This is a genomic window from Bacillus sp. EB106-07-01-XG149 (assembly GCF_058791555.1).
This window is the reverse complement of record NZ_JBYTDP010000002.1, coordinates 960,951-976,763: the sequence shown is the minus strand read 5'-3', so window position 1 is coordinate 976,763 and position 15,813 is coordinate 960,951. Positions and strand designations below refer to the sequence as shown.

Below are 15,813 nucleotides of genomic sequence, written 5' to 3'. Positions count from 1 at the left end.
GAAAAATATTGGTAGTTGACATTTTATATATGGTCAGTCAACTAACACATAAAATTCTACGTAAAACGCCAAATTCCTGCAAATTTTTTTAGAAAAATAAAAGAAAAATTAATAAGAAATATCTGAAAAATTACAATTGTTCGGTATTTGGTTTTCGTATGTGGCATAAGAGATTTCGGTTTGTTATGATGAAAGAAACAATATAGTGAAGGATGGATGCGTGATGTCAGCAATTAATTGGACAGAAGAAGTTGCGAAACGAAAAGATGATTTAATTCGTGATACACAACAATTTTTACAAATTAAAAGTGTATGGGAAGAAGAATCAGCGAAAGAGGGCGCACCATTCGGTGAAGGTGTAGAAAAAGCTTTATCTTTCATGTTACATAAAGGAGAAACTGAAGGTTTTGCTTCTAGAAATTTAGAAGGGTATGCAGGTCATCTTGAAATGGGACAAGGAGAAGAGTTAGTAGGTATTCTTTGTCACGTTGATGTTGTACCAGAAGGAGATGGCTGGACGACTCCGGCATATAGTGCAGATATTCGCGATGGAAAGATTTTTGCACGTGGTGCAATTGACGATAAAGGCCCAACGATGGCAGCTTATTATGCGATGAAAATTGTGAAAGAATTAGGTTTACCTCTTTCAAAACGCGTTCGCATGATTTTAGGAACAGATGAGGAAAGCAATTGGAAATGTGTAGATTACTACTTTAAAAACGAAGAAATGCCAACAATCGGTTTTGCGCCAGACGCAGATTTTCCAATTATTAATGCAGAAAAAGGAATTTCTGATATACAAGTTGTGCAAAGTGGTAGTGAAAAGAAGAAAGGTACATATGAACTTGTTTCATTTGAATCAGGTCGCCGTTTAAATATGGTTCCTGATTTTGCAGAAGCGATTATTACAGGAGAAGATGTAAATGCACTTACAGTAGCATATGAAGAGTATTTACAAACTGCTAAAAAAATAGGTGAAGCAATTGTAGAAGGTAATACGGTGACGTTGCAAATTAAAGGGATTTCAGCTCACGGATCTACTCCAGAGAAGGGTGAGAATGCAGGTTTATTACTGGCAAACTTCTTAACTACAGTTGCTCTTGATGGAAAAGGGGCTTCGTTTGCATCGTTTGTAACAGAAACATTTACAGGAGATATTTTAGGAGAGAAAGCTGGTATTTCTTATAAAGACGATATTAGCGGTCCGTTAACAGTGAATGTTGGTCGCCTTTCTTATACGAAAGAGAATGGTGGTAATTTAGGATTAAATGTACGTTATCCAGTTACGACTAACTTTGAAGAAATGATCACGAAGTTAAAAGGGTATGTTGGTACTCATGGATTTGCGGTAGCAGACTATTCGAACTCTCGCCCGCATCACGTTGATAAAGACCACGTGTTAATTCGTACGTTGCAACGCGTATATGAAGAACAAACAGGTGAAAAAGCAGAGCTATTAGCAATCGGCGGCGGTACTTACGCTCGTTCATTGAAAGCTGGCGTTGCGTTTGGTCCGTTGTTCCCTGGAAAAGAAGAACTTGCGCATCAAAAAGACGAGTACATTGAAATTGAAGACTTATTAAAAGCAACAGCAATTTACGCGCAAGCAATTCATGAATTAGCGAAGTAATGGATATATAAATAATGACCGCTCTCTATTTTGGAGAGCGGCTTCTTTTTACCTGAATGAGATAAGAAAGAAAAGCAACAATAGAAAGAAGGAGAAGATGTAAATGGAGCTGCATTATTTTATCGCGATTACGTTACCGAATCATATAAAAGAAGTGCTGTCTAACTATAAAAAGGAAATGCAGGAGGAATTACCATTTCGTTCATGGGTACATAAAGAAGACTACCATATTACCCTTTCATTTTTAGGTAGTGCGACAAAGGAACAATTAGAAGGAATACAGAATGGATTACAAACACTTACAGAAACGAAAGAACTATCGTTCACATTACAAGGATTTTCAACGTTCGGTATGGAAGATAGGCCGCGTATTTTTTGGTCGAAGGTAAGTGAGAATCACGATTTGTTCCAGTTACAAAAGCAAGTGCACGCTATGTGTGAAGAAAATGGATTTTCTTTAGAAATGCGCCCGTATCATCCGCATATTACTGTTGCTCGTAAATGGGTAGGAGAAGAGAAGTTTGATTTAGAACATATAAAGGAAGTGCCTGAAATATCATTTCAAGCAGATACAATTACTTTATACGAATCTCACGTGAAGGAGACACCAAAGTATAAAGCGATTGCTGAAATAAAATTACAAAAATAGAATGTATGAAAACGTTTTTTATACAGGTGAATATACTATAGAGAATAATGTGTTACTGTATAGAGCTTTGCTGATAAGAAAAGCCTTATCATTTGCAGCTCGTTTCATTTTAACTTTAAGAATGATGGTGATTTTTTTATGTTGAAAGTAAAACGTCCATTTGATGCCTATTTAGATGAAATGAATAAAATTACAATTTTGCTCCCACATGCGTATGGAACAAGCCGGACATTTCGTTTGCAAGAAGGAAGTAACGTGAAAGATTTACCGATTTCTCATACAATTGCGCTTCCGGATGCAACGAAGTATGAGTGCTTTATAGAAGAGCCGCTAGATGTGGGGAAGTATTATACAGTACGAGATGAACGGAATGAAGAAACAGATTTACAAATAGGTGCTGTCATAAGAACAGCGATTTTCGATGAAAAGTATTATTACGAAGGTACAGATTTAGGAGCCGTGTATCAAAAAGAAGCAACGACATTTAAAGTATGGGCTCCAACTGCGAGGCTTGCGAAAGTAAGGATTTATAAAAGTGATAAAGAATATACCGATAATGAAATGCATAGAGGAGAAAATGGGGTTTGGACTCATACATTACAAGGCGATTTAGCCGGAGCAAAGTATACATTTCTTGTTTGTATTAATTTAATATGGAATGAAGCGGTGGATCCTTACGCAAAATCAGTGACTGTAAATGGGAAGTACGGCGTTGTTATCGATTTGGAAAAGACAAATGTAACGAAACGAGAGCAATTACCACCATTACAGGCAATGACAGATGTCATATTGTATGAACTGCATATTCGTGATGCTACTATTCATCAGGGCAGCGGAGTGAGTAAAAAAGGAACATATAAGGGGTTAATGGAAGAAGGAACAACAGGGAGAAATGGGACGTTAACAGGCTTGTCCTATATAAAAGATTTGGGTGTTACACATGTTGAATTATTGCCTTTATATTGTTTCGGTGGTGTAGATGAGGCGAATCCTTCCTCTGCATATAATTGGGGTTACAATCCATTATATTACAATGCGCCAACGGGATATTATGCTACAAACCCTTCTGACCCGTATAACAGGATAGTAGAGTGTAAGCAACTGATTGAAACATTTCATGAGCACGGCATTAGGGTAATTATAGATGTTGTATATAATCATGTGTATGAAAGAGAGCTATCATCATTTGAAAAGCTTGTCCCAGGATATTATTTTCGTCATGGTGAAGATGGTATGCCTTCTAATGGGACGGGAGTCGGAAATGATATAGCATCTGAACGGAAAATGATGAGGAAATTTATTGTAGAGTCTATTTTATATTGGCTTACTGAATACAATGTTGATGGATTCCGATTCGACTTAATGGGAATTTTAGATGTTGATACAATGAATATAATAGAAAAAGAAGTGCGAAACATAAAGCGAGATGCATTGTTATTAGGAGAAGGGTGGGAGCTACAAACACCACTTCCTGCCGAAGAAAAAGCAACGTTAAATAATGCAAAGAAAATGCCGCATATTGCGCAATTTAATGATCAATTTCGTGATGGGATAAAAGGGAGTACCTTTCATATAAATAAGCGTGGTTTTGCATTTGGTGGGCATGTAGACTGTAATCATTTGCAGTATATAGCATCGGGAAGTCTTTTGAGTATGAAAGAAACAGGTCTGTTTCTAGAGCCTGTGCAAAGCATTAACTATGTAGAATGTCATGACAATATGACGATGTGGGATAAACTAATGCGGAGTAATGAAGAGCCAGAAGAGATTTTGAAAAAACGTCACCTTCTAGCGAGCGCAATGGTGATTCTTTCGCAAGGCATTCCTTTTTTACATGCTGGGCAAGAGTTTTATCGTACGAAGCAAGGAAATGAAAATAGTTATAATGCAAATGATGAAATTAATCAATTAGATTGGGATCAAAAAGAGGAAGAGATAGAGACCGTTAACTATATAAAAGGTTTAATTGCGATTCGCAAAGAGCACAGGGCATTCCGATTACAAAACGCAGACCTTATAAAAAAACACATGACTTTTTTGCAAACATCTCCAGAAGTACTTGCATATCACCTAGAGCATGCAGAATCATTTGGACCGTGGAAAGAGATTATAGTTTTATTTAATAGTGGTTTAGAAGCTAAAACAGTGCAACTTCCGAAAGAAGAAACGTGGCATGTGTTAGTAAACGAAAAGCAAGCGAAAATAGAGCCAATTTCTTCATTTAGAGGAAAGGAACTTAGGCTCGCTCCGATTAGCACGTATATATTGACGATAATGTGACAAATCGCTACTTGACGATGAGAATGTAATAAATGTAGAATTGACAAAGGTGACGATTTTGATAAGTTGTCATTCTATGACTGGTTTTGTAAAATAAAATAGAGAGTTTTTGGCTTATGCCAAGTTTTCTTTTCATTTACAGTAAAATATATGAATCCACAACATGTGTAGAAATGTTGCGGTTTTTCTTTTCATAACTATAAAAGATAAGGATTTGTTAACGGGTAATGAATATGGAATGGTTGGAACAATTATTAGGAAAAGAGTGGAGTCTTGTACCGGCTGGTGGAGTAACGGGCGATGCGTATATTGCGCAAAACGGACAACAGAAGTTATTTTTAAAGCGGAATACATCGCCCTTTTTAGCGGTATTGTCAGCAGAAGGAATTGTTCCAAAATTACTTTGGACAAGAAGGGTAACGAACGGTGATGTAATTTCTGCTCAAAAATGGCTTCCGGGACAGAAGCTAGAGCCAGAGGATATGAAACTAGAACGTGTTGCGAAACTTTTGAAGAAAATACACTCCTCTAAAGCACTTGTACAGATGATTCAAAGACTTGGGAAGCAGCCGCTTCACGCACAAGAGTTATTACAACAACTGCAACTTGTTTTAAGAGGAGATATAAGGGATGATGAAACAATTCAGCAAGGCCTTCAATATTTAATGGATTCATTAAAAGATATTGAATACAATGAATTCGTTGTATGCCATTGTGATGTGAACCATAACAACTGGCTATTGTCGGATGAAGATGAGTTGTTTTTAATTGATTGGGATGGAGCCGTAATTGCTGACCCAGCTCTAGACCTCGGTATGTTATTATATTGGTACATTCCGCGCCATGAATGGAGCGAGTGGCTCGAATATTATGATATTGAAATGGATGAATCGCTGCTTAGGCGTATGAGATGGTATGTAATAGCACAAACGATTTTGTCTATGCAATGGCACACAACAAAAAAACAGCAAGCAGAAGCTGAATATTGGCATCAATATTTACAGCAACTACTTGCTTCAGAGTAATACTTAAGAAAAATTGTCCATTCCAGCAATCCACTGAGTAAGTTGTTCTTGATTATTGGAAATGTGGTTGTCCAAATTAGAGGAAGATTTACCCGATTGACTATAAGAATATACATCGTTTAGCATTGTTTTAGCGTCACTACTTATACTATCGTTTGCGAGTAACGATTGAATGAGACGCTCTAATTGCTCGCATTCAGAAACTGTCCCGCAACAATCACTTTGATGATTGACTAAAATATCTTTCAGCACTTCTAATTGATGTTGTTGATTAATTGGCATGAACGGATCATCCTTTCGATTGTTTTTCTCTTCAAATGTACGAGAAAAAGCTGTTTCGTCATGGAATGTTTAATGCTGTATGTAGTTTTTATCAAAATGGTACATCTTATACTTGAAAGAAACGGACCGAGTGCTCGTACGTACTTGGTTTTTTGTTTGGGAGATTGATTAAAACAGAGAGAAGGAATTATTCCTTTAAAATAGCTATGTAAAGAGAGGGAAACATCTATGCGTTTAAGACATAAACCATATGCAATGGATCGAATTAATGAGTATTCACATATCGTAATCGGAAACCCAGAGGAGCGCGCTGGTAACTGGAAAGAAGTATTTGGAAATGAACAACCAATTCATATTGAAGTAGGTACAGGTCGTGGCCGCTTTATGTATGATATGGCAAAAGCAAACCCACATATTAATTATATTGGAATTGAAAAATTCACAAGTGTTGTTGTAGATGCACTTGATAAATTAATTGAAGAAGAAGTACCGAACTTAAAGTTAATTAATAAAGATGCTGAAGATTTAACAGTTTTCTTTGCAAAAGGTGAGATTGACCGCGTTTATTTAAACTTCTCAGATCCATGGCCGAAGAATCGTCATACGAAGCGTCGTTTAACATATAAAACATTTTTACGCAATTATGAAGAAGTGTTAGTAGAAGGCGGAGAAATTCATTTCAAAACAGATAATCAAGGTTTATTTGAATACTCTCTAATGAGTATGGCTGAGTATGGTATGTTATTAACTTACCTGAGCCTAGATCTTCATAATAGTGATTATGAAGGAAACATTATGACAGAATACGAAGAGAAATTCTCAAGTAAAGGTCATCGTATTTACCGAGTTGAAGCAAAATATCGCACAGAGCCTATGCAGTAATGCATAGGTTTTTTGTAACTAAAATAATCGGAATTTTATGTTAATATTGAAAGGAAAGGGGGATGAAAAATGGAACAGTTACAAATTGGAGATATAAAAGTGACGTGGCTAAAAGGCGGGAACACACATTTAGATGGAGGAGCAATGTTTGGTGTTGTACCGAAAGTACTTTGGTCACGTAAATATAAACATAATGATACAAATCATATTTATTTACGAACAGATCCGTTACTTTTGCAAACGAAAGACGGTAATATGCTCATTGATTCCGGAATAGGAAACGGTAAATTGAATGAGAAGATGAAGCGAAATCAAGGTGTAACAGAAGAGTCAGCGGTTTATAAATCATTAGAAAAACTAGATTTAAAACCTGAAGATATTCAGTACGTCTTAATGACACACCTGCATTTTGATCATGCATCTGGTTTAACGAAATGGGAAGGTGATCACCTTGTACCATCGTTTCCGAATGCGAAAGTTTACGTAAGCGAAACAGAATGGAATGAAATGAGGAACCCAAATATCAGGTCGCGCAATACATATTGGAAGGAAAATTGGGAGCCGATTGTAGATCAAGTTGTTACATTCCAGCAAGAAATAGAAATTACGGATGAAATAAAAATGGCGCATACAGGTGGTCATAGTGATGGACATGCAGTTATTGCTTTAGAAAGCAAAGGTGAAACGATGCTTCATTTAGCAGACCTATTGCCGACGCACGCACATCAAAATGTACTATGGGTGATGGCCTACGACGATTATCCGATGACGTCGATTGAAAATAAGCAAAAGTGGATGAAGTACGGCGCTGAAAACGATGCTTGGTTTACGTTTTATCATGACGCATATTACCGTGCAGTAAAATGGAATGAGGAAGGACATATTGTAGAAAAGATAGAGCGGAAAACGAGTATAGAAGCATAAAAAGAGGAGGTTGTTCCAGCAGCCTCCTTTTCCGTTGTTGGCTTTTGTTGGTAAGTCGATATATTCGAAAAATCGCTGATATAAATTTAATCAATATCCGCAATTAAAAAATAAGAGGTTCACCTAATGGGAACCCTCCTTTTTATGCTGCTATAACCTCTAAAACAGTACCTGTTTTAGCATCAACTAAAAATTCAAATCGTTCTTGTATATCATCTAACATTGTTGTAAGACCGCCACGATAAACTTCGTATGCGACATCATATTTTTCAAATGTCTCTGGAACCATATGTACCCAAGAGCCAGTAATTTCACCTTTATGACTTAATGCTTGTTTCACCATTTTCAATGCTTTTTCTGAAGAAATATGGGATTGTTCTTGTACTTTGTTTGCAACAAGATAACCAGCTGCGAACCCAACGCCAAGACCTGCTACTAAACCTTTCCAGCTCATATATTCACCTCAATTCTATAAAATAAAAATAGTGTACCAATAATAATTATAAAGCAAATACAGTTAAAAAAGAAGAAACTAGAAACATTTCGAAAATTTCGTTACAATAAAAGAGGTATTCTACTAAGGTTTGAAAGAAGGGGACTTCGTGAATAAAGAGACATTACAATTATTTCGTACGTTAACAGAATTACAAGGTGCATCAGGTTTCGAACATGATGTACGCCGTTTTATGAAGCAAGAATTAAGCAAATATGCGGATGAAATTGTGCAAGACGGTTTAGGTAGCGTATTTGGTCTGAAAAAAGGGGACGAAACTGGCCCACGTGTTCTTGTAGCAGGTCATATGGATGAAGTAGGTTTCATGGTTACGCAAATTACGAAAAACGGTATGATTCGTTTTCAAACGTTAGGCGGCTGGTGGAGTCAAGTGTTATTAGCGCAACGTGTACAAGTTATGACGAAGAATGGTCCTGTTATTGGGGTTGTTGGTTCTATTCCTCCTCATTTATTAAGTGACGCGCAACGTGCAAAACCGATGGATATAAAAAATATGTTAATTGATATAGGTGCAGATAGCTACGAAGATGCGATTGAGATTGGTGTAAAACCAGGACAACAAATCGTGCCAATCTGTCCGTTTACACCGATGGCAAACGAAAAGAAAATTATGGCGAAAGCTTGGGACAACCGTTACGGATGTGGCCTTGCAATCGAATTATTAAAAGAATTAAAAGACGAAACATTACCAAACACATTATACTCTGGTGCGACTGTACAAGAAGAAGTTGGTCTTCGCGGTGCACAAACTGCTGCAAATATGATTCAACCAGACATTTTCTATGCGCTTGATGCAAGTCCAGCAAACGATGCATCTGGTGATAAAACGCAGTTCGGTCAATTAGGAAAAGGTGCTCTTCTTCGTATTTATGATCGTACAATGGTAACGCATAGAGGAATGCGCGAATTCATTTTAGATACAGCAGAAACACACAACATTCCGTACCAATACTTTATTTCACAAGGTGGTACAGATGCGGGCCGTGTACATACAAGTAACTCAGGTATCCCATCAGCAGTAATTGGTGTTTGCGCACGTTACATTCATACACATGCTTCTATTTTACATGTTGATGATTATGCGGCAGCAAAAGAACTCATTACGAAGCTTGTAAGAGCAACGGATAAAACGACGTTAGAGACAATTAAGAATAACGCATAGAGAAGAAGGGCTGAAGAGCCTTTCTTTTTTTAGGTGGGAGAGATACCCTATCGATGAGTGGTGGCCGTGCTCCCATGTATAAAGAGTAATTTGATTAAGGTAAGATGATGAATGTATATAGAGGTGAAAGAAATGAAAGTAGTAGTTGGATCGAAGAATAAAACGAAAGTTGGTGCTGTGGAGAAGGTTTGGAAAGATGCTACAATTACATCTCTTTCTGTTCCTTCAGGAGTAGCAAACCAGCCGTTTTCAGATGAAGAGACGATGCAAGGAGCGGTTAATAGAGCGAAGCGAGCGCTACAAGAAGGAGAAGCTCAAATTGGTATTGGATTAGAAGGCGGCGTAATGAAAACGGAGCACGGTTTATTTATGTGTAACTGGGGCGCGCTAGCAACAAGTGCCGGTAAAACATTCGTTGCAGGCGGTGCACGTATTACGTTACCAGATGATTTTTTAGCACCTCTTGAAGATGGCAAGGAGTTAAGTGAAGTGATGGAAGAGTTTGTACAGAGAAAAGATATTCGTAGTCACGAAGGTGCGATCGGTATCTTTACAGATGATTACGTCGACCGCACGGAATTATTTGTACACGTTGTTAAGTTACTTGTTGGGCAATATAAGTATGATGAAAAGCAAGCATAAACCTTGCACCATGCGCGATGTATGGTAGTATAAAAGAAAGATTATAACATGAAAAAAAGCACTCGTTAGAGGAGGAAATATAGATGAAATCATTAGAAAGCATGGAGCAATTCCAACAATTGAAAAATGAAGAGAATGTAGTCTTTATGTTCTCAGCGGAATGGTGCCCAGACTGCCGTTTTGTAGACCCGTTTATGCCAGAAGTAGAAGAGAAATATAGTGATTTCTCATTTTACTATGTAGATCGTGATGAGTTTATTGATCTATGCGTAAAATTAGACGTATTTGGCATTCCGAGCTTTGTAGCGTACAATAAGGGTGAAGAAACAGGTCGCTATGTAAACAAAGATCGTAAAACACAAGAACAAATCGAAGAGTTTATTGAAGGTTTAAAATAAGGCAATTTGCCAATTGAATTGTAAAACAACCTCTACCTTCGCGGGGGAGGTTATTTTTTTGGAAGGGAGGAAAAAGAGATGAAGATGACAAGTAAAAAGATGAAAGACGAGTTAATGAAGAAATTATCTCGCCCAGAATGGGACTTTCAGTATGATAGCGAGAAAGAAGTTCTACGCATAGAACAAAAAGACTCGAAAAAGGGTATTAACGTATCGCTTCCAGGAGTTGTGGCAAAATGGGAAGTGAATAAAGAAAAAGCAATTGAAGAGGTTGCTTATTACGTACAAGAAGCGTTAATTGCGATGCATAAAGAAGAAAATAGCGCAGCGAAAATTTTACCTGTTATTCGCTCTACTTCTTTCCCGAAACAAGCAGAAGAAGGAAATCCGTTTATTATGACGGATCATACGGCGGAAACACGTATTTACTACGCATTAGATTCGAATAAAACGTATCGACTCATTGATGAGCGTCTATTACAAAAATTAGAACTTACAGAGCAACAAGTGCGTGAAATGGCATTATTCAACGCTCGCTCATTAGGTTATGAATTTAAACAAGAAACAGTAGCAGGGAATACATTCTACTTTTTAAACACAAACGATGGGTATGATGCGACACGTATTTTAAACGAATCGTTACTACAATCGATGCGTGAAAAGATTTCTGGTGACATGGTTGTTGCTGTTCCTCACCAAGATGTATTAATTATTGCTGATATCGTCAACGAAATCGGTTATGATATTATTGCACAAATGACAATGAAATTTTTTGCCGAAGGGCATGTTCCGATTACATCACTTTCATTCGTCTATGAAGATGGGGACTTTGAACCAATCTTTATTTTAGCGAAGAATCGGAAGAAGACAGATGGAAAAGAGAAAGGATGAACGAAGTGAACGTTTTTTACAACCTTGAAGGAATTGGTGACACTCTAATTGTTGCCTTACAAGATATTACTTTAGAGAACCGTACTTTTGATCGCAAAGGAGATGTTGCGCGCGTATACGATCGTGAAAGCAATGTAACAGCAGGATTCAACATCTTTAATGCGTCTTCTTACTTAGAAGTAAAAGAAACAGGTAACCTAACATTAACGAAAGAATTTGTAGAAAAAATCAACGGAATTTTAGCGAAGAACGGCTTTGAAGAAACAGTAGAAGCAGATCTTTCTCCAAAATTTGTTGTAGGCTATGTAGCTGAAAAAGAGAAGCATCCAAATGCTGATAAGTTAAACATTTGTAAAGTAGAAATCGGTACAGAAACATTACAAATCGTATGTGGCGCACCGAACGTTGATGCAGGACAAAAAGTTGTCGTTGCAAAAATTGGCGCTGTAATGCCAAGCGGTATGCTAATTAAACCAGCTGAACTTCGCGGTGTTCCTTCTTCTGGAATGATTTGCTCAGCACGTGAATTAGAGCTTCCAGATGCTCCACAAGAAAAAGGTATTCTAGTATTAGAAGATAGCTTTGAAGTTGGACAAGAGTTCAAATTTTAATTGATGTAAGAAAAGAGAGGTTGTCCTTTTGGACAGCCTCTCTTTTCTGTTGAATCGTTGATATATTGCGAGTTGTGACAGATATATTCAAAAAATCGTTCATATTATAAGGATGTCACCTTTTTTCTCAAAAACTATATTGTATTTTATAAACAAACTAGTTAAAATTTAGAAAAATAGAAGGGGATATACGTATGAAACAACAACTAAAAATCGCGGAACTTCTGAAACGAATTGAAACTTCAAAACAGCAAGATATCGAACTAGGTTCTTATGAAATATATGTGTTTAGCGAAAATGAATTAGAAAAAGGACAAATCGGTTACCGATATGATAAACATAAAAACTCATTAATAAGTGAAGACAGTGGTAAATGGCAAGAAGAATGGATTGTTATTGGATATGAAACAGATATGGGGGATCCAGTTTTCGTAAATGTGGCTGATGATGCTTATCTAGTTTATACTGCAGAGCGTGGTACAGAAGCGTGGCAACCCGTTCATATTGGGAATATGGATGAGATTATAAAACAATTATAAGAAAAACTTTGAGACCGGTGCAAAGTGACGGGAGAAAAACATGAAGTATATAAAAATAATGAGCATGATTGCATTCATTGGAATATATATGGGAGGCTGTTCGCAAGAAGAGCCGAAAAAAGAAGTAACATCTTCTATGAAGGAAACAAACAAAGATAACAAGGAAGACGCACCGGTAGAAAAGCAGCAAGAAGAACAAGAAAAGAAAGAAGAACCACAAGCAGTTCAAACAAATGAGCAAGTGGAGCATAAGCAGGAGGAAGTGCCAGCCGAGGAAAAGAAAGAGGAAGCTACGCCAGTGCAGCCAACAGAGCAACCGCTGCAAAATAATGAACAAAAAGTAGAGAGTAATGAAAAACAAGGAAAGTTTCTTGTTGTTATTGATCCAGGGCATCAACAAAAAGCGAATTTAAATTTAGAACCGATTGGGCCAGGAGCAACGACGCAAAAATATAAAGTGACAGATGGTACAACTGGTGTTGTGACGAAAAAAAGAGAGGCTGTTCTTGTATTAGAAATGGCTTTCGTATTAAAAGAAAAGTTAGAAGCAAAGGGAATACAAGTATTAATGACGAGAACGTCACAAAATGTGGATATAAGTAATAAAGAACGCGCAACATTTGCGAATGACCATAAGGCGAATTTGTTTTTGCGTCTTCATGCAGATGGTTCTGAAAATTCGAATCAAAGTGGATTTGCTGTATTAACGCCGGCAGAAGGAAGTCCATATACGAAAGAGATTTATGCTGAAAGTCTTCAAATCTCTCAAACGATTGTAAATAAAATGAGAGAGAATCAGCAAGTGAAAGTAAATGGAATTAAATTCAGGGAGGATCTTTCTGGATTTAATTGGGCCAAAGTACCTGGTGTACTATTAGAACTTGGGTTTATGTCAAATCCTGAAGAAGATAAAAAATTATCTGACCCACAGTATGTAAATTCTTTATTGCAAAGTGTAACGGATAGTGTAGATGAGTATCGGAAGAGTAAAGCTTAAACGCAGTCTTACATGGAAGGCTGCGTTTTTCCATATGAAAAGACTCGTAAATTAGAATGTTATGGATAAATATGACATGCTTAATTTTACCTGCACTTTTCGCCGAATGCTGATACAATAAAGGATGTTACTATTTAGTAGAAAGAGTGGTAAGCATGTTAGATTGGATGAAAAAGCTGTTTAACAAAGAGGAAGAACAAACAGCGATAAATAAAGAAGTACCAAAGCAAATCGAAAGTCAGCCGAAGATCCCTCGTGTAAACCACTACACTGAAGCAAGAGAAGCACAAATGGCAAGTCGGAATGCAGGTAAATGCCGTTTTCCATTAGTACCGGATAATGGGTTCGATGAAGAGGATGTTATAGCAACAGGGCATTTTGAAGAACAACCTGTTCAAGTTGTAACATATGAAAATCAGCCTACTCAAAGAGGGGTCAAAGTGGAAAGAAGTAGACGACAGTATGTGGAAAAGGTAGTTTCTACATATGAAGAGCCGGAAGTACAATATGAACCGGAGAGAGAGCCTGTCGTAAAGAAAGCATCTGCACCTTCGCAAGAAAGTAACCGTAGACCATTTCGTCCAACAGAAATGATCTCGCCAATTTACGGATATAATCGTCCTTCTGTAGAGAAAAAGGTAGAAAAGCAGGAGGAAAAAAAGGAAAGAGAAGATCTTGAAATATCTGTAGAGGGCAAATCAGTCGTTGATGCATGGTTAGAGAAAAAAGGATATACATTATCTGATTTCTCAGAAGGACAAGCAACGAATTCTTCCAGTCATGAAGGCATTGATCAGCGAGATCAACAAAATAAAAAGGAAGAAAAGTCAGTTGTCGATCGATGGCTAGAGAAAAACGGTTATGAAATTGAAAGCCAAGAGCCTATAGTAGAAGAAAAAGAAGTGGTTCAAGAAATTAGTGCACAGCAGGCAGTTCCAGCGGGTGAAGTACCTCATCAAACAATTGCTGAGCGTATGGAAGATGCTAAGCAAGAAAGTGATGTAGTGGCCCAAAACATTCTACAAACGGAATTAGTAGATTCTAAAGTAGAGCACGAGGATACAATATTATCAGAAGAAACTAAACGTAATACAGAAATAGAACAACCTACTATTGAAGTAGAAAAACAAGCACCGGAAGAATCAGTGATTGTCAAAGCAGAAGAAAAACTTGAAGAAACAATCATCGTGGAAATACCAGAAGAAGTAGAAGTAATTGCAGAAGCGGAAGAGTCAGAAGAAGTGGAAGTAATTGCGGAAGCAGAAGCGCCAGAAGAAGTAGAAGTAATTGCAGAAGCGGAAGAGTCAGAAGAAGTGGAAGTAATTGCAGAAACAGAAGCGCCAGAAGAAGTGGAAGTAATTGCAGAAGCAGAAGAGCTAGAAGAAGTGGAAGTAATTGCAGAAGCGGAAGAGTCAGAAGAAGTAGAAGTAATTGCAGAAGCAGAAGAGCTAAAAGAAGTGGAAGTAATTGCAGAAGCAGAAGAGCTAGAAGAAGTGGAAGTAATTGTAGAAGCAGAAGAGCTAGAAGAAGTGGAAGTAATTGCGGAAACAGAAGCGCCAGAAGAAACGGAAGTAATTGCGGAAACAGAAGAGTCAGAAGAAGTGGAAGTAATTGCGGAAGCAGAAGCGGAAGAGTCAGAAGAAGTGGAAGTAATTACGGAAACGGAAGCGCCAGAAGAAGCAGAACCTGTAGCACTTGAGGAAACACAGCAAGAAATGGTTTTAAATGAAGCAATTGAACAAACGAATGAATTCATACATGTTGCAGAGGCTGAAGAACAAGCGAAGAAAGATGTTCAAAGCTTTGCTAATGTTTTAATTGCAGAAGAACAACAAGTTGTAGAAGAAGCACCGATTGCAGAAGAACAACGAGTTGTAGAAGAAGCACCGATTGCGGAAGAGCAGTCAGTTGTAGAAGAAGCACCGATTGCGGAAGAACAACCAATTGTACAAAAAGAAGAACCAAAACGTGAGAAAAAGCGTCATGTACCATTTAATGTTGTTATGTTGAAACAAGACAGAACGCGATTAATGGAAAGACATGCGGCTAGAGTAAATGCAATGCAATCTTCTATGAGCGAACGAGTAGAGAATAAGCCTGTACAACAAGTAGAAGAAGCACCAGTGCAACAAGTGGCAGTGGACCCACAAGTGGAAGAGAAACCAATGCAGCAAGTAGTGGTGGAATCACGAGTGGAAGAGAAACCAATGCAGCAAGTGGTAGTGGAACCACAAGTGGAAGAGAAACCAATGCAGCAAGTAGTGGTGGAATCACGAGTAGAAGAGAAACCAATGCAGCAAGTAGTGGTAGAACCACAAGTGGAAGAGAAACCAATGCAACAAGTAGTGGTGGAATCACGAGTAGAAGAGAAACCAATGCAGCAAGTA

The 15,813-nt window shown here is 37.7% G+C and carries 15 protein-coding genes and 1 pseudogene; 14 read left to right on the top strand and 2 right to left on the bottom strand.

The genetic code is table 11. The features are described 5' to 3' along the window. Positions 1–223: 223 nt before the first annotated feature. The 4 genes from pepV to AC3WTA_RS11185 all read left to right on the top strand — a co-directional run bounded on the left by pepV (position 224) and on the right by AC3WTA_RS11185 (position 5,584). Positions 224–1,630: a dipeptidase PepV gene (gene pepV, locus AC3WTA_RS11200; protein ID WP_001274256.1), complete on the top strand. Its 1,407-nt coding sequence runs from the start codon at positions 224–226 to the stop codon at positions 1,628–1,630. 103 nt (positions 1,631–1,733) lie between these two features. Beyond that, entirely contained in the window at positions 1,734–2,279 is a 546-nt protein-coding gene (thpR, locus tag AC3WTA_RS11195; RefSeq protein WP_000418979.1) for an RNA 2',3'-cyclic phosphodiesterase, read from the top strand. Between the two features lie 138 nt (positions 2,280–2,417). Next, entirely contained in the window at positions 2,418–4,559 is a 2,142-nt protein-coding gene (gene pulA, locus AC3WTA_RS11190) for a type I pullulanase (protein ID WP_000921765.1), read from the top strand. Between the two features lie 227 nt (positions 4,560–4,786). Further along, positions 4,787–5,584 carry a phosphotransferase family protein gene (locus AC3WTA_RS11185; RefSeq protein ID WP_002096266.1) on the top strand — a complete coding sequence of 266 codons (798 nt, stop codon included), beginning with the start codon at positions 4,787–4,789 and terminating at the stop codon, positions 5,582–5,584. A 3-nt stretch (positions 5,585–5,587) separates the two neighbouring features. Here the strand turns inward: AC3WTA_RS11185 and AC3WTA_RS11180 are convergent, their stop codons facing one another. Continuing rightward, positions 5,588–5,866: a YtzH-like family protein gene (locus AC3WTA_RS11180; RefSeq protein ID WP_001122237.1), complete on the bottom strand. Its 279-nt coding sequence runs from the start codon at positions 5,864–5,866 to the stop codon at positions 5,588–5,590. Between the two features lie 228 nt (positions 5,867–6,094). Here AC3WTA_RS11180 and trmB point away from each other — a divergent pair, with 228 nt between their 5' ends. Both trmB and AC3WTA_RS11170 read left to right on the top strand, forming a co-directional pair. After that, positions 6,095–6,748, top strand: a complete 654-nt coding sequence (gene trmB, locus AC3WTA_RS11175) for a tRNA (guanosine(46)-N7)-methyltransferase TrmB (RefSeq protein ID WP_001239384.1) — start codon at positions 6,095–6,097, stop codon at positions 6,746–6,748. Between the two features lie 69 nt (positions 6,749–6,817). Continuing rightward, entirely contained in the window at positions 6,818–7,672 is an 855-nt protein-coding gene (locus AC3WTA_RS11170; RefSeq protein WP_000436842.1) for a YtnP family quorum-quenching lactonase, read from the top strand. A gap of 142 nt (positions 7,673–7,814) precedes the next feature. Here the strand turns inward: AC3WTA_RS11170 and AC3WTA_RS11165 are convergent, their stop codons facing one another. Continuing rightward, positions 7,815–8,126 carry a PepSY domain-containing protein gene (locus AC3WTA_RS11165; protein WP_000118541.1) on the bottom strand — a complete coding sequence of 104 codons (312 nt, stop codon included), beginning with the start codon at positions 8,124–8,126 and terminating at the stop codon, positions 7,815–7,817. 148 nt (positions 8,127–8,274) lie between these two features. Here AC3WTA_RS11165 and AC3WTA_RS11160 point away from each other — a divergent pair, with 148 nt between their 5' ends. From AC3WTA_RS11160 to AC3WTA_RS11125, 8 genes and pseudogenes are all read left to right on the top strand, one after another. After that, complete coding sequence (locus tag AC3WTA_RS11160; protein ID WP_002096267.1) at positions 8,275–9,348, top strand: M42 family metallopeptidase; 1,074 nt, start codon at positions 8,275–8,277, stop codon at positions 9,346–9,348. Positions 9,349–9,480: 132 nt separating this feature from the next. After that, positions 9,481–9,990 (top strand): DUF84 family protein, encoded by a 510-nt coding sequence (locus AC3WTA_RS11155; RefSeq protein ID WP_000869956.1) that lies wholly within the window; start codon positions 9,481–9,483, stop codon positions 9,988–9,990. An 83-nt stretch (positions 9,991–10,073) separates the two neighbouring features. Beyond that, the gene (locus tag AC3WTA_RS11150; protein WP_000838193.1) at positions 10,074–10,388 is read left to right on the top strand and encodes a thioredoxin family protein; all 315 of its coding nucleotides are present in this window, start codon (positions 10,074–10,076) and stop codon (positions 10,386–10,388) included. A 78-nt stretch (positions 10,389–10,466) separates the two neighbouring features. After that, positions 10,467–11,279: a DUF1444 domain-containing protein gene (locus AC3WTA_RS11145; RefSeq protein ID WP_000784602.1), complete on the top strand. Its 813-nt coding sequence runs from the start codon at positions 10,467–10,469 to the stop codon at positions 11,277–11,279. Further along, complete coding sequence (ytpR, locus tag AC3WTA_RS11140; RefSeq protein WP_001006767.1) at positions 11,276–11,890, top strand: YtpR family tRNA-binding protein; 615 nt, start codon at positions 11,276–11,278, stop codon at positions 11,888–11,890. The genes AC3WTA_RS11145 and ytpR overlap by 4 nt, the downstream gene beginning before the upstream one ends. 194 nt (positions 11,891–12,084) lie before the next feature. After that, a complete protein-coding gene (locus tag AC3WTA_RS11135) occupies positions 12,085–12,429 on the top strand; it encodes a hypothetical protein (protein WP_000813286.1) in 345 nt (114 codons plus the stop codon). A 40-nt stretch (positions 12,430–12,469) separates the two neighbouring features. After that, entirely contained in the window at positions 12,470–13,426 is a 957-nt protein-coding gene (locus AC3WTA_RS11130) for an N-acetylmuramoyl-L-alanine amidase (protein ID WP_000874061.1), read from the top strand. A 155-nt stretch (positions 13,427–13,581) separates the two neighbouring features. Further along, positions 13,582–15,813 (top strand): annotated as a pseudogene (locus AC3WTA_RS11125) (DNA translocase FtsK); the annotation flags it as partial.

What these genes read in the sequence shown, in the direction of transcription:
- pepV (WP_001274256.1), top strand. Translation starts at nt 224, where the DNA reads ATGTCAGCAATTAATTGGACAGAAGAAGTTGCGAAACGAAAAGATGAT.
- thpR (WP_000418979.1), top strand. Translation starts at nt 1,734, where the DNA reads ATGGAGCTGCATTATTTTATCGCGATTACGTTACCGAATCATATAAAA.
- pulA (WP_000921765.1), top strand. Translation starts at nt 2,418, where the DNA reads ATGTTGAAAGTAAAACGTCCATTTGATGCCTATTTAGATGAAATGAAT.
- AC3WTA_RS11185 (WP_002096266.1), top strand. Translation starts at nt 4,787, where the DNA reads ATGAATATGGAATGGTTGGAACAATTATTAGGAAAAGAGTGGAGTCTT.
- AC3WTA_RS11180 (WP_001122237.1), bottom strand. Translation starts at nt 5,866, where the DNA reads ATGCCAATTAATCAACAACATCAATTAGAAGTGCTGAAAGATATTTTA.
- trmB (WP_001239384.1), top strand. Translation starts at nt 6,095, where the DNA reads ATGCGTTTAAGACATAAACCATATGCAATGGATCGAATTAATGAGTAT.
- AC3WTA_RS11170 (WP_000436842.1), top strand. Translation starts at nt 6,818, where the DNA reads ATGGAACAGTTACAAATTGGAGATATAAAAGTGACGTGGCTAAAAGGC.
- AC3WTA_RS11165 (WP_000118541.1), bottom strand. Translation starts at nt 8,126, where the DNA reads ATGAGCTGGAAAGGTTTAGTAGCAGGTCTTGGCGTTGGGTTCGCAGCT.
- AC3WTA_RS11155 (WP_000869956.1), top strand. Translation starts at nt 9,481, where the DNA reads ATGAAAGTAGTAGTTGGATCGAAGAATAAAACGAAAGTTGGTGCTGTG.
- AC3WTA_RS11150 (WP_000838193.1), top strand. Translation starts at nt 10,074, where the DNA reads ATGAAATCATTAGAAAGCATGGAGCAATTCCAACAATTGAAAAATGAA.
- AC3WTA_RS11145 (WP_000784602.1), top strand. Translation starts at nt 10,467, where the DNA reads ATGAAGATGACAAGTAAAAAGATGAAAGACGAGTTAATGAAGAAATTA.
- ytpR (WP_001006767.1), top strand. Translation starts at nt 11,276, where the DNA reads ATGAACGAAGTGAACGTTTTTTACAACCTTGAAGGAATTGGTGACACT.
- AC3WTA_RS11135 (WP_000813286.1), top strand. Translation starts at nt 12,085, where the DNA reads ATGAAACAACAACTAAAAATCGCGGAACTTCTGAAACGAATTGAAACT.
- AC3WTA_RS11130 (WP_000874061.1), top strand. Translation starts at nt 12,470, where the DNA reads ATGAAGTATATAAAAATAATGAGCATGATTGCATTCATTGGAATATAT.